The sequence below is a fragment of the Burkholderia thailandensis E264 genome (genome assembly GCF_000012365.1).
Lineage (GTDB): Bacteria > Pseudomonadota > Gammaproteobacteria > Burkholderiales > Burkholderiaceae > Burkholderia > Burkholderia thailandensis.
Genome location: NC_007651.1, coordinates 2,361,782 through 2,382,700 on the forward strand (window position 1 = coordinate 2,361,782; position 20,919 = coordinate 2,382,700).

Sequence of the window (20,919 nt, forward strand, 5' to 3'; positions counted from 1 at the left end):
ATGCTGGCCGAAACGAAGTTCGCCGCGGCGCGCGGGCTCACGCGAGCGCCATGCCCTGCACGAGCTTGCGCAGGAATCGCTCGCACGACGCGAGCTGGTCGAGCTCGACGAACTCGTTCGGCTTGTGTGCCTGCTCGATGTAGCCGGGCCCGCAGACGACGCTCGGAATGCCCGCGCGCTGAAACAGGCCCGCCTCGGTGCCGTACGCGACCTTGCGTTTTTCCTGATCGGCGGTGAGCGAGCGCACGAGCTCCGTGATCGCCGCCTGCTCGACCGCGTCGAGACCGGGCGCGGCGGCGACCTTCGAGAACTCGATCGCCGCGCTCGGATGCTCGCGGCGCATCCGCGGCAGCAGCGTGTCGCGCGCGTACGCGTCGATGCGCGCGAAGATCGCGTCCGGATCGAGCGTCGGCAAATTGCGGAACTCGAACGAGAACTGGCATTCGGCGGGCACCGTGTTCACGGCGTTGCCGCCCTGGATGATGCTCGTCTGCGCGGTCGTGAACGGCACGTCATACAGTTCGTCGAACGGGCCGTGCGCGCGGAATTCGTCGGCGAGATCGCGGATGTGGCAGATGAGGCGCGCCGCGTATTCGATCGCGTTCAGGCCTTTCGGGGTCAGCGACGAATGCGCGGCGTGGCCGCGCACGCAGCAGCGGTATACGTTGATGCCCTTGTGCGCGATCACGGGGCGCATGCCGGTCGGCTCGCCGACGATGCAGCCGGCGGGCGCGACGCCGCGCGCCTTCAGGTCGGCGAGCATCAACGGCGCGCCGACGCAGCCGATTTCCTCGTCGAACGACAGTGCGAAGTGGATCGGCTGCGCGAGTTTCGCCGCCTGCATCTCGGGCAGCAGCGCGAGCGCCGCGCCGATGAAGCCTTTCATGTCGCAGGTGCCGCGCCCGTAGAGCTTGCCGTCGCGCACCTGCGGCCTGAACGGATCGCTGTCCCATTGCTGGCCGTCGACGGGCACGACGTCGGTGTGGCCCGACAGCACGACGCCGCCGCTCGTCGCGCCGTCGTGCGCAGGGATCGTCGCGAACAGGTTCGCCCAGCCGTCGCGGGCGTCGTGCGTGAGCGTCGATTCGACGCCGGCCGCGGCGAGCGCGTCGCGGACCATTTCGATGAGGCCGAGATTCGGCACGCGGCTCGTCGTGTCGATCGATACGAGCTGCTTGACCCACGACAGGCTGACCGGTTCGGCTAACGAGGAGGACGAGGACGCGGACGGTGCCGTTGCGTCGAGAGCGGACATGGCGGGACTCCGGCAGAGAGGCGGACGAATGCAAAGATCATACTCAAAAACGAGGCGGCCCGTCTTCGCGCGACGCTTTGCGGCGCAGCATCGGGAGCGTGCGCATGCGGGCGCGCGCGGCCATCGTCGCGGCGCGCGGCGCACTGGCTTGCGCGCTTTGCGTCCGGGGCGCGAAGCGGTCGGTTGCACGGTCGTGCGCGACGTCTCGCAATGGGCCGTCCGGGGCTGCGACCGGACTGTCGCGGCTCCGGGCCGCTGCGTCGGATTGCGTGCCCGCACGGTGGAATCGTGACGATGGCGGCGATGCCCGGCATGCGCCGCGGCACGCATCCATCACGGCGCGATCACGGATGAGAATGCGCGATCACGGATGAGAATGCGCGATCGCGTTTCGGCGAAGCGATCCGCATCGCTGTTCGAATCCGCGACGGCAACCGCCTCGGCGGCGCGCCTGCGGCCGGATGCGGTTCGTGCGACGCGTGCGGGTTTCGGGGCGGCATCGATGGCGCGCGAGGGGGAACGGCGCGCATCGTTGATGCGTGTTCAAGTTTTATTTCGGAACCTAATATCGAATTGATTGCATCGCGCGATGTAATGGTTGCCGCGGCCGTTCGACGCCGCCCGCGCATCGAGCGAGCGCGGCGTCGAACGGCCGAACGGAGGGCGGCGATGAAGCCTCTGCGCATCGAACGTAGCGCACGCGTGCTGACCGCGAGTTTCGACAATCCGCCGCTGAACTTTCTCGCGATCGCGATGATGCGCGAGCTCAAGCGCGTGCTCGACGACATCGAGCGCGACGCGAGCGTCGGCGTGGTCGTCGTCACGAGCCTGGCGATGCGTGTCGAGTCCTTGTGCACCCGCATGCCGCGCGAGCGCCCGCGGCTCGCTCGACGGCGCGCTGCGTCGCCGGCCGGCGAGCCTGCCGATCCGCCAATGGCCTATCGCAAACCGATCGTCGGCTAATCGCCGACGGATCGTCAATTGACCGCCGACGGATCGCTCACTACCGCGCCGCCGCCTGCGCGCGCGACTGCTGAGGCTGACCGAGCGCGCGCAGCGTTTCCTTCACCGTCGACACGCGCACCGCGAGGTCCGGCGTGCGCGTCTCGATCCGCAGCTTGTCCTGGCCCGCGAGCTTGATGTGCCGGTGCTTCTGCACCATGTCGATGATCCGCATCGGATCGATCGGCGGATTCGGCACGAACTGCAGCCCGATCGCCGCCTCGCTCGCGTCGATCTTCATGATGCCGAGCGGCTTCGCGGCGAGCCGCAGCCGGTGCGTCTCGACGAGCGCGTGCGCCTGCGGCGGCAGCTTGCCGAAGCGGTCGATCAGCTCTTCCTGGATGCCGTCGATCGCATCGCCGTGCTCGCAGTTCGCGAGCCGCTTGTACAGCGACAGCCGTTCCTGCACGTCGCCGCAGTAATCGGCGGGCAGGATCGCGGGCGCATGCAGGTTGATCTCGGTCGTCGCGGCGAGCGGCGCGGTGAGGTCCGGCTCCTTGCCGTTCTTCAACGCCTTCACCGCGTCGTTCAGCATCTCGGTGTAGAGCTGGAAGCCGATCTCGTGGATCTCGCCCGACTGCTTGTCGCCGAGCACCTCGCCCGTGCCGCGGATCTCGAGGTCGTGCATCGCGAGGTAGAAGCCCGAGCCGAGCTCCTCCATCTGCTGGATCGCCTCGAGCCGCCGCTGCGCCTGCTTCGTGAGCGCCTGCGGATCGTGCACGAGCAGGTACGCGTACGCCTGATGGTGCGAGCGGCCGACGCGGCCGCGCAACTGGTGCAACTGCGCGAGACCGAACTTGTCCGCGCGGTGCATGATGATGGTGTTCGCGCTCGGCACGTCGATGCCGGTCTCGATGATGGTCGTGCACAGCAGCACGTTCGCACGCTGGGCGACGAAATCGCGCATCACGCGCTCGAGTTCGCGCTCGTGCATCTGGCCGTGCGCGATCACGATCCGCGCCTCGGGCACCAGTTCCTCGAGCATCGCGCGGCGGTTCTCGATCGTCTCGACCTCGTTGTGCAGGAAGTACACCTGGCCGCCGCGCTTCAGCTCGCGCAGCATCGCCTCGCGGATCACGCTTTCTTCCTCGCGGCGCACGAAGGTCTTGATCGCGAGCCGCTTCTGCGGCGCGGTCGCGATCACCGAGAAGTCGCGCAGGCCCTCGAGCGCCATGCCGAGCGTGCGCGGGATCGGCGTCGCGGTGAGCGTGAGCACGTCCACCTCCGCGCGCAGCGCCTTCAGCGCTTCCTTCTGGCGCACGCCGAAGCGGTGCTCCTCGTCGATGATCACGAGGCCGAGCCGCTTGAACTGCACGTCCGACGACAGCAGCTTGTGCGTGCCGATCACGATGTCGACGCTGCCGTCGTTGATCTGCTGGATCGCCGCGTTCACTTCCTTCGTCGACTTGAAGCGCGACAGCTCGACGATTTTCACGGGCCAGTCGGCGAAGCGGTCGATGAAGGTCTGCGTGTGCTGCTCGGCGAGCAGCGTCGTCGGCGACAGCAGCGCGACCTGCTTGCCGCCCATCACCGCGATGAACGCCGCGCGCAGCGCGACCTCGGTCTTGCCGAAGCCGACGTCGCCGCACACGAGGCGGTCCATCGGCTTGCCGCTCGTCATGTCGCCGATCACGGCCGCGATCGCCGCGGCCTGGTCGGGCGTTTCCTCGAAGCCGAAGCTGTCGGCGAACTTCACGTAGTCGCGCGGATCGAGCGCGAACGCGTGGCCCTCGCGCGCCGCGCGCCGCGCATAGAGGTTCAACAGCTCGGCGGCGGTATCGCGGATCTGCTGGGCGGCGCGGCGCTTCGCGCGCTCCCACTGGCCCGAGCCGAGCGCGTGCAGCGGCGCGCTGTCCGGGTCCGCGCCGCTGTAGCGCGAGATCACGTGCAGTTGCGCGACGGGCACGTACAGCTTGCTGTCGCCCGCGTATTCGAGATGCAGGAACTCGGTGTCGCCTTCGCCGAGATCCATCGACACGAGCCCCATGTAGCGGCCGATCCCGTGCTGCGCATGGACGACCGGGTCGCCTACCTTCAGCTCGGACAGGTCGCGCACCATCGCGTCGACGTTGCTCGCCTGTTCCTGGCGGCGGCGTCCGGCGCGGCGGCCGAGCGCGCCGTACAGCTCGGTCTCGGTGACGATCGCGTAGCCTTCGCCCGGCACCGCGAAGCCGCTTGCGAGGGGCGCTACGCCGAGTGCGAAGCGCTCGTCGGTCTCGAGCCACGCGGCGAAGCTGTCGCTGCCCGCGGGCCGCAGGTGATGCTCGGCGAACAGCTGCGCGATCGTCTCGCGGCGGCCGGCCGATTCGACGGTGAAGAGCACGCGGTTGTTCGTTGTCTCCAGGTACGCGGCGAATGCGGCGAGCGGCGCGTCCGCGTGGCGGTCGAGCGCGAGATTCGGCAGCGGCGCGGCCCAGCCGCCCGACGGCTGCGCGGGCAGCACGATCCGTGCGAACGGCTTCGCGAGCAGATAGAAATCGTCGTCGGACAGGAACAGGCGCTGCGGCTCGAGGATCGGCCGCTCGCGATCGTGCGACAGGAACGCGTAGCGCTGCTTCGTGTCGGCCGTGAAGCGCTTGATCGCCGCGTCGAGGTCGCCCGTGAACACGAGCTGCGCGTTCTCGGGCAGGTAGTGGAACAGCGTCGCCGTCTCGTCGAAGAAGAGCGGCAGATAGTATTCGATGCCGGCCGACGGCACGCCGTTGCCGATGTCCTTGTAGATCGGCGCGCGGCTCGGGTCGCCCTCGAACGTCTCGCGCCAGCGGCTTCTGAACGCGGTGCGCGCCGCCTCGTCGAACGGGAACTCGCGGCCGGGCAGCAGGCGCACGTCTCGCACCGGGTAGAGGCTGCGCTGCGTGTCCGGATCGAACGCGCGGATCGAGTCGACCTGGTCGTCGAACAGGTCGATCCGGTACGGCAGCGGCGAGCCCATCGGGAACAGGTCGATCAGCGAGCCGCGCACGCAGTATTCGCCGGGACGCACGACCTGGCTCACGTGCTCGTAGCCGGCGAGCGTCAATTGCGCCTTCAGCTTCGCCTCGTCGAGCCGCTCGCCCTGCGTGAACGCGAACGTGTACGCGGCGAGGAACGATGCGGGCGGCATCCGGTAGAGCGCCGTCGTCGCGGGCACGAGCAGGATGTCGCAGCGGCCTTCGCCGAGGTCGTGCAGCGTCGCGAGACGCTCGGACACGAGATCCTGGTGCGGCGAGAACGTGTCGTACGGCAGCGTCTCCCAGTCGGGCAGCACGCGCACGCGCGCGTCGGGCGCGAAGTAGCGCAGTTCCTGCGCGAGCCGCTGCGCGTCGACCGCGTTCGCGCAGATCACGGCGAGAAGCGGCACCTGCGCGCGGTGCGCGGCGAGATAGCGGGCGATGACGAGCGCGTCGGCGGAGCCGTGCGCTCCGTCGAACGCGAAGCGCTGGCCCGCCTTGACGAGCGCGACGGGGGACTGCGAAGGGGAGGCGTTGTCTGACATAACGAGCGGCTGGTTGGCGAGCGCCGGATGGCGGACGAGCGTGGCGCGGCTCATCACGGCGAAAGACGTATTATAAAATCCGTCTTTCGATTTCATCTTCCCGGCGTTTCCTTTCCGTGACCTCCCGACTCTTCGCCCTGATTCCGTGCGCCGGCACCGGCAGCCGCTCCGGCTCGGCATTGCCGAAGCAATACCGCACGCTCGCCGGCCGCGCGCTCCTGCATTACACGCTCGCCGCGTTCGACGCGTGCAGCGAGTTCGCGCAAACGCTCGTCGTGATTTCCCCCGACGACGCCCACTTCGACGCCCGCCGCTTTGCCGGTCTGCGCTTCGCGGTGCGGCGCTGCGGCGGCGCGTCCCGACAGGCGTCGGTGATGAACGGGCTGATCCAGCTCGCCGAATTCGGCGCGACGGACGCCGACTGGGTGCTCGTGCACGACGCCGCGCGCCCCGGCATCACGCCGGCGCTGATCCGCACGCTGATCGGCGCGCTGAAGGACGACCCCGTCGGCGGCATCGTCGCGCTGCCGGTCGCCGATACGCTCAAGCGCGTGCCGGCGGGCGGCGACGCGATCGAGCGCACCGAATCGCGCAACGGCCTCTGGCAGGCGCAGACGCCGCAGATGTTCCGCATCGGCATGCTGCGCGACGCGATCCAGCGCGCGCAGCTCGAAGGTCGCGATCTGACCGACGAAGCGAGCGCGATCGAATGGGCGGGCCATACGCCGCGCGTCGTGCAGGGCAGTCTGCGCAACTTCAAGGTCACGTACCCGGAGGATTTCGACCTCGCGGAGGCGATTCTCGCGCATCCGGCGCGCGCCAGTTGAACCGCATCTTCACCATCGCATCACACTCGGATCGAATCACATGGATTTCAGAATCGGACAAGGCTACGACGTGCACCAGCTCGTTCCCGGACGGCCGCTCATCATCGGCGGCGTGACGATCCCGTACGAGCGGGGGCTTCTCGGCCACTCGGATGCGGACGTGCTGCTGCACGCGATCACCGACGCGCTGTTCGGCGCGGCGGCGCTCGGCGACATCGGCCGACATTTCTCCGACACCGATCCGCGCTTCAAGGGCGCCGACAGCCGCGCGCTCTTGCGCGAATGCGCGGCGCGCGTCGCGCAGGCGGGCTTTTCGATCCGCAACGTCGACAGCACGATCATCGCGCAGGCGCCGAAGCTCGCGCCGCACATCGACGCGATGCGCGCGAACATCGCGGCCGATCTCGGCTTGCCGCTCGATCGCGTGAACGTGAAGGCGAAGACGAACGAGAAGCTCGGCTATCTGGGCCGCGGCGAGGGGATCGAGGCGCAGGCGGCGGCGCTCGTCGTGCGCGAAGCGGCCGCGTGACGGCGGGCGGCGGCATGAGCCGCAGGTGGAGCGGCGTCGGCGGCAGGCGGGGCGCGGATGCCGCGCGGATGCGGCCGGACGGCGGGGGCTGAGCCGAGACTTGCGGCGCCGCTCGTGGCCGGCGATTCCACCGTACCCGCAGGAACGAAAACGCCACGCGCAATCGACGCGTGGCGTTTCCCTTTTCAGCGGCCGCACCCGCGACCATGCGCGACGGCGGCGGCCTTGATTCCGCTTACTTGCCTTCTGCCGCGATCACTTGCGCGGCGGCGTTGATCACCGCCGCGATCCGGCCGACGTCGCGCAACTGCGTGACGCTCATCCCTTGTTCGTTCTTGAGCAGCGCGTAGTGCGACTTCACGCAGAAGTGGCACTTACCGACGATCGACGCGGCGAGCGCGTACATCTCGAACTTGCGCCTGTCGACGCCGCCGTGCGAAGCGTACGCACCCATTCGCAGCTCGGCGCGCTGCGTCTTCAGGTCGGCGTCGTCGGCCATCTCGACATACGGATACCAGGCGTTGTTCATCCCCATCAGCGCGGCCGCCGTCAGCGCCGCGTGAGTTTCCTCGGGCGACAGCACGCCCGCTTCGCGGATCGCCTTCACGAGCGCCGGGCTCTTCGCCGCGAAGGCCGCGGCGAGCGCCGCGCCGACCGCGTCCGTGCCTTCGAGCGACGAGCGCGAGATCGTGCCGTCGAGGTTCAGGCGAATGTCTTTCGCGTAGTCGGGAATTAGATCCTTAATCGAATCGATGAATTCCATTGATATCTCCTATGATTGGGCCGTTAAAAAAGCCCGCAGGCAAGACGCAGCGCCGCGGGCCTTCGTGCATCGGACGCTTACAGCGTCGCGCCGCCGATCGCGCGGTTGCACGGGCAGAGTTCGTCCGTTTGCAGGCCGTCGAGAATGCGCAGGATTTCCTCCGGGCTGCGGCCGACGTTCAGGTTGTTCACCGACACGTGCTGGATCGTGTTGTCCGGGTCGACGATGAAGGTCGCGCGCAGGGCCACGCCGGCTTCCTTGTCGCGCACGCCGAGCTGGTCGATCAGCTCGCCCTTGACGTCGCCGAACGAGTAGTGGTTCAGCTTGTCGAGATCCTTGTGCTCACGGCGCCATGCGAGCTTGACGAATTCGTTGTCCGAGCTGCCGCCGAGCAGGACGGCGTCGCGCTCTTCGAACTGCTTCGCGAGCTTCGCGAATTCGACGATTTCCGTCGGGCAGACGAACGTGAAGTCCTTCGGGTAGAAATAGATGATCTTCCACTTGCCCGGGAACGACGCTTCGGTGACGGTCTCGAATGCCGACTGGCCGTTTTCTTCGTGGTTGTTGAAGCCCGGCTTCGCGGCCACAACGGTGAAAGCTTCGAGTTTATCGCCCACGGTCTTCATGCGGATGCTCCTGTGTAAGTTGGGAAAAACTGCTACTGACGGTCAAGCTACCGATGCGCTGCAACGTTTCCGTGACAGCATAGGAAGCACTATAACGCTATTGTATTTTCCTATCAATAGATTTTAACTAACGAACTTCATAGGAATTTTCAAAGACGCCGATAGGGTTCGACCATCGAGGGAGGGACTCGTCGTGCGTCACGCAGCCGCACGCGCTTTCGCGCTCGGAAACTCCAGCGTGACTTCGAGACCCGCGCCGGGCGCGCGGTTGCGAAGCCGCAGCGTGCCTCGGTAGCGGTTCACGAGACGCAGCACGATCGCCATGCCGAGCCCGGTGCCGTCGGCTTTGCTGCGCGCCGCGTCGACGCGATAGAACGGGCGCATCACGAGCGGCAACTGATCCTCGGGGATGCCGGGGCCCTCGTCGGTGACGACGAGTTCGACGCGCGCGTGCGTCACCCGTGTTTCGAGCGAGATGCGCGCGACGCCGTCCTTCTTGCTCTGCCCATACTTGCGCGCGTTCTCGACGAGGTTGCCGATCACGCGGCGCATGTCCGTTTCGTCCGCTTCGATGACGGCCGCGGGGGCCAGGCGAATGTCGAGCTGCACGCCGTCTTCGCTGACGATCCGCGCGGCGACCTCGCGCGCGATCTGCGACAGGTCGACGGGTTCCGGCGTGCGCTGCGCGGGGCGTGCGTAATCGATGAACGCGGCGATGATGCGGTCCATCTGCTCGATGTCGTCGACCATCGCGTCCTTCGTCGCCTGATCGGACGGACTCATCTCGGTCTCGAGGCGCAGCCGCGCGAGCGGCGTGCGCAGATCGTGCGAGATGCCCGCGAGCATCAGCGCGCGATCGGCCTCGAGCTGCTCGAGATCGCGCACCATCTGGTTGAAGCTGCGGTTCGTCTCGGCGGCGACGCCCATTCCGCGCTCGGGCAGCGGTTCCGGCGTTTGGCCGGAGCCCACCTTGCGCGCGGCGAGCGCGAGCCGCGAGAACGGCTGGTTCACGAGGCTCGTGATGAACGCCGAGCCGATGAGCGACAGCGCGAGCGCGAACAGGCCCCAGCCCGCCCATTGCAGGCCGGTGACGGTGTCGAGCTGATCGCGGTCGAGCGCGACCCAGTAGTCGTCGTCGTCGATCTTGAAGCTGATCCACACGCCGGGGATGTCGTTGACCGATTGCGCGATCACCGTGTCGTCGCCGAGGCGGCTGCGGATGTCGTGCTCGATCAGCCGGTTCAGCGACTCGTCGGGCTGCAGCTTGAACTTGTCGGTTTTCTCGCGCGGATAGACACGCACGCCCTCGTTGCTCTCGAGGTCCTGCAGCAGCGCGCGGCGCAGGTCGGGATCGGAATAGAGCAGGGCAGTGCGCGTGAGCTTCACGATCGCGACGAGCTGCAGCGCGACGCGCTGCGCGCGCGGCTCGCGCTCGATCACCCGGAAGCTCTGGAACCACGCGGCGAGACTGACTGCGATCAACAGCGCAATCAGCAGGAAGGTGCGCCAGAACAGCCCGCCGAACACGAGCGTCAAGAGGCGCCGGTCGATACGCATAGGACTGGCTGTCTAACTGGCGTCAAAGGCGTGGCGTCGAAGACGTGTATTGCGTCGGGGCTGCAATCAGGCCGCGCCGTCGGGGATGAACACGTAACCGAGGCCCCACACCGTCTGGATGAAGCGAGGGCTGCCCGGATCGGGTTCGATCAGCTTGCGCAGGCGCGAGATCTGCACATCGAGGCTGCGGTCGAACACTTCGTATTCGCGGCCGCGCGCGAGCTCCATCAGCTTTTCGCGCGACAGCGGCTGGCGCGGATGGCGCGCGAACACCTTCAGCACCGAGAATTCGCCCGTCGTGAGCGGAATCTCCTGGCCGGATTTCGTCAGCGTGCGCGTCGCGAGGTTCAGCGAGAATTCGCCGAACTCGAACACCTCGGTGGTCTCGGAGGGCGCGCCCGGCAGCTCGGCGGGGGCCTGGCGGCGCAGCACCGCGTGGATGCGCGCGACGAGCTCGCGCGGGTTGAACGGCTTCGGCAGGTAGTCGTCGGCGCCCATCTCGAGGCCGACGATGCGATCAACGTCCTCACCCTTCGCGGTGAGCATGATGATCGGCGTGCGGTCGTTGCTGCCGCGCAGGCGCCGGCAGATCGACAGGCCATCCTCACCCGGCAGCATCAGGTCGAGCACGAGCAGATCGAAGCGCTCGCGCACCCAGAGCTTGTTCATCGCCGTCGCGTTCTCCGCGACATACACGTTGAAGCCCTGCTCGCCGAGATAGCGGCGCAGCAGATCGCGCAGGCGCGGGTCGTCGTCGACGACGAGAATCTTGGAGGGGTTTTTCGTTTCCATGAGCCGCATCTTATCGCGATTAGGAAAAACCGCGCGGTTGCGGCTTTCGACGGGTTACAGTCAGTTACAAAATTTACCCGCGCTATTGTGCGGAGTAAAGACAGTCACGACAGACTCCTTTACTCGAAGACGACATTCGGTGGATACTCCATCCACTTAACATTTACATGGTTTGCACGCCCGATTCTCGCAGGGTTTGTTCGTGTGCCAAAGGTAGCCGGTTGCCGCGTGACGAAGGGAACAAAACGACGAAAGAGGCGAGGCCAGTGATGCGGCCGACGAAGATGGCGTTCGTGCTGGCGCTCGCTTGCGTCGGCTTCCTCGCTTCGGACTTCGCTTGCGCGCAGCGCCCGGAACATGGCGCCGCGCCGTCGCACAAGGTGCGGCGCGGCAACGGCGCGGCCGGGCGTTCCGCGCCGCCGAGCGAGCCGCCCGCGCGCGCGGCCGCCGTTCCGCCCGATCTCGAACAGCGCCGCCGCGACGGCCACATGACGCCGGAAGAGCGGCATCTCTTGCGCCAGCACATCGAAGACGCGGTGCGCGAACTCTACAAGCGTTGAATCGTTAAATCGCGGCGTATTGCCGCTCGCCGTCCGCCGTCCTTCATCAGAAAAATTCCGTAGCAATTCGATCGTCAACTGCGCGTTGCCGCGAGCCGTTGAATCGCCACGCGGACGGCTCGCGCGCTTCGCGAGCCGCCGCGGCTTGTCTCTTTCGGAGAATGGTCGACGATGAGCGATTCGAGGACGCCCGGGCGGCCCCCGGCGAGGCCGGAGCGGATGCCGGCTGCGATGCAGACCCTGCTCGACGCGGACGACACGCGCTTCCTGTTGACGCGCACCGGCTTTTCGCCGCCGCCGCGCGATGTCGCGCGCTTCGTCGGCATGACGCGCGCGCAGGCGCTGGCCGAGCTGCTCGACGGCGTGCGCACGCAAAGCGTGACGCCGCCGCCCGACTGGGTGAGCGAGCCGCCGCCGTCGCGCGCGATGCGCGCCGCGTTCTCGCCGGACGAGCGACGTGCGCAGCAGCGGTTGCGCAATCGCCGCTACGACGAGTTGCGCGCGTGGTGGGTGCGCGAGATGCTCGTGACGCCTTCGCCGCTCACCGAGCGGATGACGCTCTTCTGGCATAACCACTTCACGTCCGGCCAGGACAAGGTACCGTTTCCGCAAACGATTGCGGCGCAGCATGCGCTGCTGCGCGCCGATGCGCTCGGCAATTTCGGCGCGATGCTGCACGGCGTCGCGAAGAGTCCGGCGATGCTGCAGTATCTCGACGGCGCGAGCAATCGCAAGGGGCGCCCGAACGAGAACTTCGCGCGCGAGGCGATGGAACTTTTCACGCTCGGCGAGGGCCACTATACGCAGCGCGATGTGTCCGAAGCCGCGCGCGCGTACACCGGCTGGGGGCTTGATCCCGATACGCTCGCGTACGTGTTCCGGCCGAACGTTCACGACGACGGCGTGAAGACCGTGCTCGGCCAAACCGGGCGCCTGGATGGCGATGGGGTGCTCGACATCCTGCTCGCGCGTGCCGAGACCGCGCGCTTCGTCGTCGCGAAGCTGTGGCGCGAGTTCGTCTCCGACACGCCGGATGCCGGCGAGCTCGAGCGCATTGCCGCGCGATTCCGGCAGAGCGGCTACGACATCAAGGCGGCGCTCACGGGGCTGTTTTCGTCCGACGCGTTCTGGGCCGACCGCAATCGCGGCGTGCTCGTCAAGTCGCCGGCGGAGTTCGTGGTCGGCACGGTGCGGCTTTTCGACGTCGACTACGGCGATGCCGCGCCGTTCGCGAACACGATGCGCGCGCTCGGCCAGAACCTGTTCTATCCGCCGAACGTGAAGGGCTGGCCGGGCGGCGCGACCTGGATCAACAGCTCGACGCTGCTTGCGCGCAAGCAGTTCGTCGAGCGGATGATGCGAGCGACGGAGGTGCCCGGCATGCGCGCGGCGCCCGTTTCCCATGGCATGGCAGGCGGGCCGGCGTCGATGCGGCGCGCGGCGATGCGCTTCGATCTCGACGCGTGGCTCGCCGCGTACCGGACGAAGCCGCAGGCGCAGCCGGATCTGTCGACGGAGCTGCAACTGCAGCACGCGGTGCTGCCGATTTCGCCCGTCGCGGCGATCGAGGCGGGCGCGGCGAGCGCCGCGTATCTGCAGGCCCTGTTGATGGACCCAGCGTATCAACTGAAGTGAAGAGTAACGAAGATGAACACGATGACGATGAGATGCCGCGCGATGCGGCCACGCGCGGGCCGCGTCGAATGCGACACGAGGAAGGCAGCATGAAACGACGCGATTTTCTGGCCTTGGCGAGTCTTGCCGGCGCGGCGGGCGTTTCGCTGTCGATGCCGCACGCGTTCGCGGCGGCATCCGCCGCTTCGGGCGCGAAGGGGGCAATCGGCGCGAATGGCGCGATTGACATGGCGGGTGCCGCGCGCTACTCGAACCTGCTCATCCTGGTCGAGCTGAAGGGCGGCAACGACGGGCTCAACACGGTGATTCCGTACGCGGACCCGCTGTACCGCACGCTGCGCCCGACGATCGGCGTCAAGCGCGAGCAGGTCGTGCAGCTCGACGAGCGCGCCGCGCTGCATCCGGCGCTCGAGCCGCTCGTGCCGATCTGGCGTGATGGGCGGCTCGCGATCGTCGATGGCGTCGGCTATCCGCAGCCGAATCTGTCGCATTTTCGCTCGATCGAGATCTGGGATACCGCGTCGCGCGCGGACGAGTATCTGCGTGAAGGGTGGCTCACGCGCGCATTCGCGCAGGCCGGCGTGCCGCCCGGCTTCGCGGCGGACGGCATCGTGCTCGGCAGCGCGGAAATGGGGCCGCTCGCGAACGGCGCGCGCGCGATCGCACTCGTCAATCCCGCACAATTCGCGCGTGCGGCGCGGCTCGTGCAGCCCGTATCGCTGCGCGAGCAGAATCCCGCGCTCGCGCACGTGATCGACATCGAGAACGACATCGTCAAGGCCGCCGATCGGCTGCGTCCGCACGCGGGCACGCCCGCGCTCGCGACCGCGTTTCCGGGCGGGCCGTTCGGCGCGTCGGTGAAGACCGCGATGCAGGTGCTCGCCGCGTGCGACACGCCACAGCGTACGCCGGCGCCGGGGCAGGGCGTCGCGGCGCTGCGTCTCACGCTGAACGGCTTCGACACGCATCAGAACCAGCCCGGCCAGCAGGCGGGATTGCTCAAGCAACTGGCGCTGGGGTTCGTCGCGATGCGTTCGGCGTTGATCGAACTCGGGCGCTGGAACGACACGCTCGTGATGACGTATGCGGAATTCGGCCGGCGCGCGCGAGAGAACCAGAGCAACGGGACGGATCACGGCACGGCCGCTCCGCATTTCGTGATGGGCGGGCGCGTGCGCGGCGGGCTGTACGGCGCGCCGCCTGCGCTCACCGCGCTCGACGGCAACGGCAACCTGCCCGTCGCCGTCGATTTCCGGCAGCTCTATGCGACCGTGCTCGGCCCGTGGTGGGGGCTTGACGCGACGAGCGTGCTCAAGCGGCGCTTCGAGCCGTTGCCGCTGCTGCGTGCCTGATATTCGTCCGATGTGTATGACGTGTTGACGTGCGCGATGGTGCGGCGGCACGCGTCAGCGGCGCCGTGCCGCGCGCCATGCGATCCACAGCTTGCGGATCGGTGTGAGCGCGATCCGCTGGTGCAGCACCTGGAAGCCGTCGCGTTCGATCTCGTCGAGTACCGCGAGCGCGAGCGCGCCGAGCGCGCGCAGCGTGCGCTGCGTGCGGCGCTCATCGGCGGGGATGCCGGATAGCGACGCACTGAGCGCGTCGCGTGCGCGCGATGTCTGGAAGCGCATCAGCTCGGTGTACGCAGGGCTGTAGCGGCGGTTGAGAAGGTCGGCGGCCGTCACGCCATAGCGTTGCAACTCGTCGATCGGCACGTAGATGCGGCCCTGCCGCGCATCCTGCCCGAGGTCCTGCACGAATTGCGCGAGCGTGAGCGCGTGGCCGAGCGATTGCGCCCAGCGCGCGTCGTCCGCGGCGGGCCGGCCCGCGTTCGCGCGCGCGACGAGCAAGGCGAACGTGCCGCCTGTTTGGTCGACGTAGCGGCGCAGATTCGCGAAGTCCAGATAGCGCGCCTGCTCGAGGTCCATGCCGTAGCCGGCAACGAGCGTGCGCAGCGCGTCGGCTTCGCGCGCGATGTCCGGATGATGCGCGGCGAGCGCGTGCGATACCGGATGCGAAGGGTTGCCGGCCGCGAGCGCGGCGAGCTCCTTTTGCCACCACGCGAGTTTCGTGTGGCCCACGGTCGGATCGCTGACTTCCTTCGCCGTCTGCTCGAGCTCGCGACGCAGCGCGAAGAGCGCGGCGACGAGCGGCTGGCGCGCGAGCGGCGCCTGGCGCAGCGCATAGTAGGAGCTGGAGCCGGGCGGTGCGGCTTTCTGCTGGCAGTATTCGTCGAAATTCACGGGGACAGGAACGAGTGAGGCGAGATCGGCTCGGACGGATGCGCGGGCGCCGGACGGCGCGGCATTGCGCGCCGCGTTGCGGGGACAACGGCGAATTCTAGCATCGCGGCCGAAGAGTGGTCGGGCGCTAGAGACAAGCGTAGGGAGATCGGTTAGAATCTCGCGCTCGCGCTTTTCGGGCGGCCGCGAAAGCGGCGTGCAGCCCCGGTATGCCGTCCCGTTGGGCGCAGCATTTCAGCGCGTGCGTGAGTGGCGAAATTGGTAGACGCACCAGGTTTAGGTCCTGACGCCCGCAAGGGCGTGCCGGTTCGAGTCCGGCCTCACGCACCATCAAGCATCTTCGTGCGACACCATAAGGCACCATAAAGCGCTTGTTTTCAGGAGCGCTGGCTTCCATATCGAGAGCGGGCCGATTCAGCGCACGGTAGGCGGCGGAAAGGGCGTTGCGCGTCGCGAGCGGATCATTTACTTTCAGTTGGGACGAGCCAGCGGAGCCGGCCGGGTTGTTTTGACGACGGCAGCCGGCGCGGTGCTCGCGCCGGCTGGTTCAGATCTCAACGTAGGCGGGGAGCAGGTCTTGATCGACGAGCCGGATCTCGATGCGGTTCGCTATCGCGACGTGCTCGGGATTGTCGACCGAGAACGGGGCGTCCGTGACGCTGACGATGATCGTGCCGGCCTGTTTGCCTTTGGCTGGGACGGGAATCAGCGCGCGGGCCTCGGGAACCTGCTGTTGCGTAATGACCTTCGGCAAGTAGAGCATCCAGCCGACGCCGGGCTTGTCGTCGAAAACTTGCTTGTCGACATACCCGAACGGCTCGACGGTGACGTAAGCCGGGGACGTCAGTTGAGTGATGTCTCTGACGACGTCTATCGCTTGGTCGGCACTAAATATGGCCTCGTCATTGAAATCCGCTTCAATCTTTTTCGGGCGTTCCTTTGAGGCAACTAGAAAGGTCAGAGTTGCGCCGGTACTCTCATCGTCGCCACCGTCCCAAAGCGATATGATCTGCGGCTGATGGGGCGCATCCGAAAACTCCGTCCTCAGGACAGCCAGCGCGGGCGTGGTCGGCTTCCAGTTTTCGAAGGCGGGGTAAAGGTGCGCTTCCTCTTTCGTATCGCCAGTCAAGTACCATGTCGATAGAGTGGGTGCATGTGAGTGAATCGCCTTTGCAATCGCTCCGAGTTGCTCAAAAACCACGGCCAAATCAGCCGCGTCGTGCAGAGGATCTCTGAATCGGGACGTAATTTTCATGTTCAACCAGTAACAACGAAAGGGATGCCATTTTCCGCGAGCGTCGTCCGAAAATAGGACATCGTGAGCGGTGTTTGGAAATAGTACTTTAGCTTCGTCGGTGGGTTCGCGTGTATCACCGTCGCTCGCACCTCGATCTCACGAGTAATCTTGGTGAACCCCTTGAACCACCTGAAAGGTTTGTTCGTACTGCGACTGAAGAACTGGTCATAGTCGCCTTTTGCTTCCTGTAGCAGACATTCGTCGCTCAGAAAGCCGTCGAAGTCGACGTTGTACCAGTTCCATTCCTCGCTCCACCCTTCCTCGACGCTGTAGGGGCGGCCGGTGATTCTTCCTTGATACTCTCGAGGGCCGCGATTCATCCGATAGCGGCGGCGCACAGGGGTGCCCGTTTGTTCGGGCGGGCACTTCTTGCAGCTTTCGCCGGTGCGCGGCAATGCCCTTACATCCGGCGTCGCCTTGCTGTCTTCCTTCGGCGTGTCACCCGACAGACTCGCCGTTCCCGCCACCGTCGCCCCGCCCAACAAGGCGACGCCAACGCGCGCCAAGATCGGACCAAGCTCCACCGCCGCCGCTTCTATCACCGGAAACACCAATCCCGCCATGTTCCAGCCCTCCGTCCGGATGTTCGATGCGCCATTGGATGACGCGTAGATAATCGTGGAAACGCGCGTCGGCCGAGCGGCCGGGGCGCGTGAGCCATGCCTTCGTCGCGGGCTTTTCGTAGAAGCCCGTCGCGTACGCCTCGAGCCTCAGGAACGCGACGACGTTCTCGTCCCGCTCGATGCCGAATGCGCGCGCGGCGCGATATGCTGCCCAGAGCCGCGACGACAAGCCGCCGTCGTCGGCAAACGCGGGATTCTCCTTCACGAGATCTTGCCGAACGCGTTCGACGAAGCCGCGCTCGTCGATCTGCGCCAGTCCGGCGACCTGTTCTGCGCTCAGTTCAAGCATGCGGATGCACTCCGGTCAGCCGCCCGTCGATCTCGACGAGCCAGTCGTACGTCGCGACGAAGAATTGCGAGCGCTGCGCGTCGTTCATCACGCGCGCGATGTCGGGCAGGATGCGCGCGTCGTAGAAGCGGAACAGCGCCGTGCGGCCGTCCGGGAGCCGCACGTCGAGGCGCTCGCGCAATTCGGCGGCCAGCCGCTCGAACGGATACGCGCTGACGAGCCACGACATGCCGACCGGCCCGGCCGCCAGCTCGGCGAGCACGCGCCGGATCGGCCCCGGCGCGAGCGCGTAATCGATCAGCCACGGGCCGTGATCGGCGAGCGACGCGTCGGGCGTGCCGTCGAAAAGCGCGATCGAGTAGTTCGCGCGGCGCAGCGGCGGGGCGTCCGACGCTTCGGCGAAGAGCAGCGCGTCGACCACCGCGAAGAGCCGCGCGGGCAACGTGATCTGCTCGCGGCGCATCTCGAAATGCGCTTCGATATTCGGCGGCGTCATCATCATCCGCGCGCGACCATCGTCGCGGCGTTCTTGGCCGCCGCCTTCAGGCATTCGAGGCAGAGCGTGGGGGAAGGGGCAACCGCGGCCGCCGCTGCGGCCGCCGATCCGCCGGGCGAGCCGCCGTCCCCGCGCTCTCCCGCGCCGACGTCGTCGATCGTTCCGGTTCCCTGCGATGCGATCAGCTCCGCGCCGCAGGCCGTGCGCATGCCCTCGACGGCGGTGTCGCGGTCGGCAATGGTATGCGGGTAGCGGCGGCCGAGCAGATCGGGAAGGATCGGGAAAATGCCTTTGCAGCGCGGGCAAAGTACCTTGTGGCCGACGCCGGCCACATTGCGCCCGTTGAGCGTGAAGGTCGGCGAGCCTTCGAGCACCTTGCCGCCATGCGTTGTCGTGTCGCCGACGCGGATGATCGCGCGCTTGACCACTGGGCCCTCTCATGGAAATTTGCGTGCAAATTTACCATCGAGCGCGCCCGGCGGGCGACTGTTACGGTTGTGCCGTCGCGACACCTGCCAGTTCTGTCAGTTGTGCGGCATCCCGCGCCGGCATGTTTTCCTCGTCGTCGGACGTCAATGAGGCGTGATGTTTGGCGGCTGCGAGCGGATTGCTGTATTCGTCGTAAATCGAATGCGCATCCCAAAGAAGCGTGATCCAGCGATCCCGCACTCGATAGACGCCGATCGACCATCCGCTCTTGTGCGTATAGCCGTATGAGCTGACGGCGGTCCAGCCGAACTGGCGAAAGCCGGCATGAAGACGATAGCCGGCGTCTCGCCGATGATCCTCTCGGCCACCCCGTCGGCTGTCGGCGATTACGCGCCCGGCTCGGCAGTCGTCCGGGCCGCGGTCCGGTTCGACGAAACCCTGGCGGCGGGCACGCCCCTTCATTCCTTTATTCCGGCGTTACGCGCTGACTCCGAGCGCCTCCCGAATGTGGGCAGCCGTCTGAAGTCCTCTCATGGTTTCGAGCAGTTCGATGTCCTCCTCGATGAATTCGACGGTTTTCTCGAGGTCCTGCACGCGCTGTTCCGATGATGCGATGTTCGCCAGCACCTCGGTTTCGCGTCGCTTCAGATCTTCTTCGTAGGACGGGTCCCAGTATTGCTCCGAGCCATATTCGCCGTCGGACATGCTGATCGTGCGCAGGCGGTCATGGCGCTCTTCGGCGCGCCGCAAGTAGCTGACGGCGGCTCGCAACTGCTTGGCGACATGCCGCCATCCGTCTATCTTGTTGCGTTCGCACTGGATCGCCGTGTCGTGTGACGCAAGCCGCTTTCGCGCGCCGCTCAGCAGGCGGTCGACTTCGTCGCTGTCTATCGACAGGTTCGTGGGCGATGGACGTGCAAAGAGTTTTTGATTCATCTCGGTGGTGTTTATTCGTTGGCGATCAGGGTATCTTAATGCACGACCGCACGCCCGAATCCTCGTCGCGCGAGGGTCGTACGGCGCGCGCCGTGGCGGCGGATGCGGCGATTCTTGCGCGAGCCGGCGAGATCGGTGTGCCCACCGGCGTTGCGCAATTCGAAATCGTTTCCTCCATTCATTTTCAGAAACAGAACGAAGCCATGTTCCATTCACTTGCACTGGACCCGGATTTCTTCGATCTCCTCGCGGACAGTCACCTGCGGCTGACCGGCACGCCGCTCGTCGATCCCGCGGTGCCGCGCGCCGATGGCCCGCGCTGGCTCTACGAGGACGCGCCGTTTTGCGTGCTCGCTCACGACACCGCGGAAGACCCGCGCTACATCTATGCGAACAGGACCGTGCAGCGCTGCTTCGAGTACGACTGGGACGAGATGACGGCGTTGCATTCGCGGTACTCCGCCGAGGCGCCGAATCGCGACGAGCGCGCGCGGCTGCTCGAAGCGGTGCGAGCGCACGGCTTCGCGACCGGCTATCGCGGCCTGAGGGTGGCGAAATCGGGGCGGCGTTTCTGGATCGAGGACGTCACTGTCTGGAACCTGATCGATCGCGACGGCGCGTATTGGGGGCAGGCAGCGACCTATCGCCGGTGGACGGATACCTGAGTCGCGATGGTCGGCCGATGCGCGTCGCGCGCGGAGGGGGCGCGGAGGCGCTGCAGGCAAAGGTCAGGGGCGATTGCGCGCCGCAAATGCGTCAAATGCGTCGTCGGGCGATCGCGGCTACGCGAGCTGGCCCCGCCGCGCGCGCCGGTTCGCCGGCGCGATGCGCGAGCGGCTCGCACGCGCGAACCGGCGATCGCGCATCGCGCCGCCGCCGACGGATCGCCGATCAATCTCCGATCAATAAGTCGACCGATAGTCGGTCCCTTGATCGTACCGGTTCTGCCAGTGCTTCAGGTACTGCGAGGCGAGCGCCGGATTGTTCCAGACGACGAGCACGTTCTCCGAATTGCGCGCGGCCGCGGCGGCGCTGTAGTTGAACGACCCCGTCTCGACATGGCGGCCGTCGACGACGATGTACTTGTCGTGATGGATCGCATAGCGGCCGATCGTGCGCGTCGGCACCTTTGCGTTGACGAGCAGGTTGAGCGCCTGCTTGGACGCCTTCGAGCGATTGCCGTCGTTGTCGACGACGATTGCGACGTCGACGCCGCGGCGGCGCGCATCGAGCAGCGCGCGCACGACCTTCGGCGACGTGAACGAATAGCCGGCAAGGCGAATCGACGTGCGCGACGTGCCGATCACTTTCAGCACGAGCGTTTCCGCGCCGCCATCGGGCGAGAACGCGGCTTCGACGACCTGTCCCGCCGGCGCTTCCTTCGCGGACGACGGCAGCGCGTCGGCGATCAGCGTGAAGATGCGGTCGATCAGTGATTCGGAAGTCGTCTTGCCGACGGCGGGCGGTGCGGCGGACAGGAAAACGGCGGTGAGACACGCGGCGGCGAGCCGCTTCGGCAACTGCATGAGATGGTCGGGCGTTCGAAACTGAAGAGGACGAGAGTGTAACGGCATCGGCGCGGTTT

General features: G+C 66.8%; 23 protein-coding genes and 1 tRNA gene. 9 read left to right on the forward strand and 15 right to left on the reverse strand.

Translation table 11 applies throughout. The features are described 5' to 3' along the window. Positions 1-37: 37 nt before the first annotated feature. Positions 38-1,255 carry an acetylornithine deacetylase gene (gene argE / locus BTH_RS22865; RefSeq protein ID WP_009890550.1) on the reverse strand — a complete coding sequence of 406 codons (1,218 nt, stop codon included), beginning with the start codon at positions 1,253-1,255 and terminating at the stop codon, positions 38-40. Between the two features lie 669 nt (positions 1,256-1,924). On the opposite strand from argE, the gene BTH_RS22870 reads away from it, so the two are divergent. Next, positions 1,925-2,218 carry a crotonase gene (locus BTH_RS22870; RefSeq protein WP_009890553.1) on the forward strand — a complete coding sequence of 98 codons (294 nt, stop codon included), beginning with the start codon at positions 1,925-1,927 and terminating at the stop codon, positions 2,216-2,218. Positions 2,219-2,258: 40 nt separating this feature from the next. On the opposite strand, the gene mfd is transcribed toward BTH_RS22870, so the two are convergent. Next, positions 2,259-5,828: a transcription-repair coupling factor gene (gene mfd / locus BTH_RS22875; RefSeq protein ID WP_025404094.1), complete on the reverse strand. Its 3,570-nt coding sequence runs from the start codon at positions 5,826-5,828 to the stop codon at positions 2,259-2,261. A gap of 20 nt (positions 5,829-5,848) precedes the next feature. On the opposite strand from mfd, the gene ispD reads away from it, so the two are divergent. Both ispD and ispF read left to right on the forward strand, forming a co-directional pair. Further along, positions 5,849-6,559 carry a 2-C-methyl-D-erythritol 4-phosphate cytidylyltransferase gene (gene ispD, locus BTH_RS22880; protein ID WP_009890558.1) on the forward strand — a complete coding sequence of 237 codons (711 nt, stop codon included), beginning with the start codon at positions 5,849-5,851 and terminating at the stop codon, positions 6,557-6,559. 40 nt (positions 6,560-6,599) lie between these two features. Next, entirely contained in the window at positions 6,600-7,088 is a 489-nt protein-coding gene (ispF, locus tag BTH_RS22885; protein WP_009890559.1) for a 2-C-methyl-D-erythritol 2,4-cyclodiphosphate synthase, read from the forward strand. A 235-nt stretch (positions 7,089-7,323) separates the two neighbouring features. On the opposite strand, the gene BTH_RS22890 is transcribed toward ispF, so the two are convergent. The 4 genes from BTH_RS22890 to ompR form a co-directional block, all read right to left on the reverse strand. Beyond that, positions 7,324-7,851, reverse strand: coding sequence for a carboxymuconolactone decarboxylase family protein (locus tag BTH_RS22890; RefSeq protein ID WP_009890561.1), 528 nt, complete (start codon positions 7,849-7,851; stop codon positions 7,324-7,326). A 77-nt stretch (positions 7,852-7,928) separates the two neighbouring features. Further along, a complete protein-coding gene (locus BTH_RS22895) occupies positions 7,929-8,477 on the reverse strand; it encodes a peroxiredoxin (RefSeq protein WP_004192241.1) in 549 nt (182 codons plus the stop codon). Positions 8,478-8,675: 198 nt separating this feature from the next. Beyond that, the gene (locus tag BTH_RS22900) at positions 8,676-10,034 is read right to left on the reverse strand and encodes an ATP-binding protein (protein ID WP_025404093.1); all 1,359 of its coding nucleotides are present in this window, start codon (positions 10,032-10,034) and stop codon (positions 8,676-8,678) included. A gap of 66 nt (positions 10,035-10,100) precedes the next feature. Further along, positions 10,101-10,826, reverse strand: a complete 726-nt coding sequence (ompR, locus tag BTH_RS22905; protein ID WP_004199523.1) for an osmolarity response regulator transcription factor OmpR — start codon at positions 10,824-10,826, stop codon at positions 10,101-10,103. An 87-nt stretch (positions 10,827-10,913) separates the two neighbouring features. Here ompR and BTH_RS31895 point away from each other — a divergent pair, with 87 nt between their 5' ends. The 4 genes from BTH_RS31895 to BTH_RS22920 all read left to right on the forward strand — a co-directional run bounded on the left by BTH_RS31895 (position 10,914) and on the right by BTH_RS22920 (position 14,373). Continuing rightward, the gene (locus BTH_RS31895) at positions 10,914-11,096 is read left to right on the forward strand and encodes a hypothetical protein (protein ID WP_009904927.1); all 183 of its coding nucleotides are present in this window, start codon (positions 10,914-10,916) and stop codon (positions 11,094-11,096) included. Then, positions 11,096-11,386, forward strand: a complete 291-nt coding sequence (locus BTH_RS22910; RefSeq protein WP_009890575.1) for a hypothetical protein — start codon at positions 11,096-11,098, stop codon at positions 11,384-11,386. Before BTH_RS31895 ends, BTH_RS22910 begins: the two co-directional genes overlap by 1 nt. A 219-nt stretch (positions 11,387-11,605) precedes the next feature. Next, on the forward strand, positions 11,606-13,021 hold the full coding sequence (locus BTH_RS22915; protein WP_009890576.1) for a DUF1800 domain-containing protein: 1,416 nt from the start codon (positions 11,606-11,608) through the stop codon (positions 13,019-13,021). Between the two features lie 89 nt (positions 13,022-13,110). Continuing rightward, positions 13,111-14,373 (forward strand): DUF1501 domain-containing protein, encoded by a 1,263-nt coding sequence (locus BTH_RS22920; RefSeq protein ID WP_011402260.1) that lies wholly within the window; start codon positions 13,111-13,113, stop codon positions 14,371-14,373. Positions 14,374-14,427: 54 nt separating this feature from the next. On the opposite strand, the gene BTH_RS22925 is transcribed toward BTH_RS22920, so the two are convergent. Beyond that, positions 14,428-15,264 (reverse strand): squalene/phytoene synthase family protein, encoded by an 837-nt coding sequence (locus BTH_RS22925; RefSeq protein ID WP_009890578.1) that lies wholly within the window; start codon positions 15,262-15,264, stop codon positions 14,428-14,430. 243 nt (positions 15,265-15,507) lie between these two features. Here BTH_RS22925 and BTH_RS22930 point away from each other — a divergent pair. Further along, positions 15,508-15,594 (forward strand) — tRNA-Leu (locus BTH_RS22930). Positions 15,595-15,811: 217 nt separating this feature from the next. On the opposite strand, the gene BTH_RS34625 is transcribed toward BTH_RS22930, so the two are convergent. The 7 genes from BTH_RS34625 to BTH_RS22960 form a co-directional block, all read right to left on the reverse strand. After that, positions 15,812-16,519 (reverse strand): immunity 52 family protein, encoded by a 708-nt coding sequence (locus tag BTH_RS34625; RefSeq protein WP_025369324.1) that lies wholly within the window; start codon positions 16,517-16,519, stop codon positions 15,812-15,814. A gap of 2 nt (positions 16,520-16,521) precedes the next feature. Continuing rightward, positions 16,522-17,115, reverse strand: a complete 594-nt coding sequence (locus BTH_RS22940; protein ID WP_223297075.1) for a restriction endonuclease fold toxin 5 domain-containing protein — start codon at positions 17,113-17,115, stop codon at positions 16,522-16,524. Then, positions 17,000-17,473 (reverse strand): hypothetical protein, encoded by a 474-nt coding sequence (locus tag BTH_RS22945; RefSeq protein WP_009890581.1) that lies wholly within the window; start codon positions 17,471-17,473, stop codon positions 17,000-17,002. The genes BTH_RS22940 and BTH_RS22945 overlap by 116 nt, the downstream gene beginning before the upstream one ends. Continuing rightward, entirely contained in the window at positions 17,466-17,972 is a 507-nt protein-coding gene (locus BTH_RS22950; RefSeq protein WP_025404092.1) for a DUF4123 domain-containing protein, read from the reverse strand. The genes BTH_RS22945 and BTH_RS22950 overlap by 8 nt, the downstream gene beginning before the upstream one ends. Next, positions 17,972-18,397, reverse strand: coding sequence for a PAAR domain-containing protein (locus tag BTH_RS22955; protein WP_009890587.1), 426 nt, complete (start codon positions 18,395-18,397; stop codon positions 17,972-17,974). Before BTH_RS22955 ends, BTH_RS22950 begins: the two co-directional genes overlap by 1 nt. Before the next feature lie 61 nt (positions 18,398-18,458). Next, entirely contained in the window at positions 18,459-18,860 is a 402-nt protein-coding gene (locus BTH_RS31910; RefSeq protein ID WP_009890589.1) for a hypothetical protein, read from the reverse strand. Between the two features lie 15 nt (positions 18,861-18,875). Then, on the reverse strand, positions 18,876-19,334 hold the full coding sequence (locus tag BTH_RS22960) for a hypothetical protein (RefSeq protein WP_009890590.1): 459 nt from the start codon (positions 19,332-19,334) through the stop codon (positions 18,876-18,878). A gap of 38 nt (positions 19,335-19,372) precedes the next feature. On the opposite strand from BTH_RS22960, the gene BTH_RS22965 reads away from it, so the two are divergent. Beyond that, positions 19,373-19,999 (forward strand): MEKHLA domain-containing protein, encoded by a 627-nt coding sequence (locus BTH_RS22965; RefSeq protein ID WP_009890591.1) that lies wholly within the window; start codon positions 19,373-19,375, stop codon positions 19,997-19,999. A 237-nt stretch (positions 20,000-20,236) separates the two neighbouring features. Here BTH_RS22965 and BTH_RS22970 read toward each other — a convergent pair whose 3' ends face one another. After that, positions 20,237-20,860, reverse strand: coding sequence for a phospholipase D family protein (locus BTH_RS22970; protein ID WP_009890595.1), 624 nt, complete (start codon positions 20,858-20,860; stop codon positions 20,237-20,239). Between the last annotated feature and the right edge of the window lie 59 nt (positions 20,861-20,919).

Coding starts and splice junctions, on each gene's coding strand:
- argE (WP_009890550.1), bottom strand. CDS start 1,255: ATGTCCGCTCTCGACGCAACGGCACCGTCCGCGTCCTCGTCCTCCTCG.
- BTH_RS22870 (WP_009890553.1), top strand. CDS start 1,925: ATGAAGCCTCTGCGCATCGAACGTAGCGCACGCGTGCTGACCGCGAGT.
- mfd (WP_025404094.1), bottom strand. CDS start 5,828: ATGAAATCGAAAGACGGATTTTATAATACGTCTTTCGCCGTGATGAGC.
- ispF (WP_009890559.1), top strand. CDS start 6,600: ATGGATTTCAGAATCGGACAAGGCTACGACGTGCACCAGCTCGTTCCC.
- BTH_RS22890 (WP_009890561.1), bottom strand. CDS start 7,851: ATGGAATTCATCGATTCGATTAAGGATCTAATTCCCGACTACGCGAAA.
- BTH_RS22895 (WP_004192241.1), bottom strand. CDS start 8,477: ATGAAGACCGTGGGCGATAAACTCGAAGCTTTCACCGTTGTGGCCGCG.
- BTH_RS22900 (WP_025404093.1), bottom strand. CDS start 10,034: ATGCGTATCGACCGGCGCCTCTTGACGCTCGTGTTCGGCGGGCTGTTC.
- ompR (WP_004199523.1), bottom strand. CDS start 10,826: ATGGAAACGAAAAACCCCTCCAAGATTCTCGTCGTCGACGACGACCCG.
- BTH_RS22910 (WP_009890575.1), top strand. CDS start 11,096: ATGCGGCCGACGAAGATGGCGTTCGTGCTGGCGCTCGCTTGCGTCGGC.
- BTH_RS22915 (WP_009890576.1), top strand. CDS start 11,606: ATGCCGGCTGCGATGCAGACCCTGCTCGACGCGGACGACACGCGCTTC.
- BTH_RS22920 (WP_011402260.1), top strand. CDS start 13,111: ATGAAACGACGCGATTTTCTGGCCTTGGCGAGTCTTGCCGGCGCGGCG.
- BTH_RS34625 (WP_025369324.1), bottom strand. CDS start 16,519: ATGAAAATTACGTCCCGATTCAGAGATCCTCTGCACGACGCGGCTGAT.
- BTH_RS22945 (WP_009890581.1), bottom strand. CDS start 17,473: ATGCTTGAACTGAGCGCAGAACAGGTCGCCGGACTGGCGCAGATCGAC.
- BTH_RS22950 (WP_025404092.1), bottom strand. CDS start 17,972: ATGATGACGCCGCCGAATATCGAAGCGCATTTCGAGATGCGCCGCGAG.
- BTH_RS31910 (WP_009890589.1), bottom strand. CDS start 18,860: ATGAAGGGGCGTGCCCGCCGCCAGGGTTTCGTCGAACCGGACCGCGGC.
- BTH_RS22960 (WP_009890590.1), bottom strand. CDS start 19,334: ATGAATCAAAAACTCTTTGCACGTCCATCGCCCACGAACCTGTCGATA.
- BTH_RS22965 (WP_009890591.1), top strand. CDS start 19,373: ATGCACGACCGCACGCCCGAATCCTCGTCGCGCGAGGGTCGTACGGCG.
- BTH_RS22970 (WP_009890595.1), bottom strand. CDS start 20,860: ATGCAGTTGCCGAAGCGGCTCGCCGCCGCGTGTCTCACCGCCGTTTTC.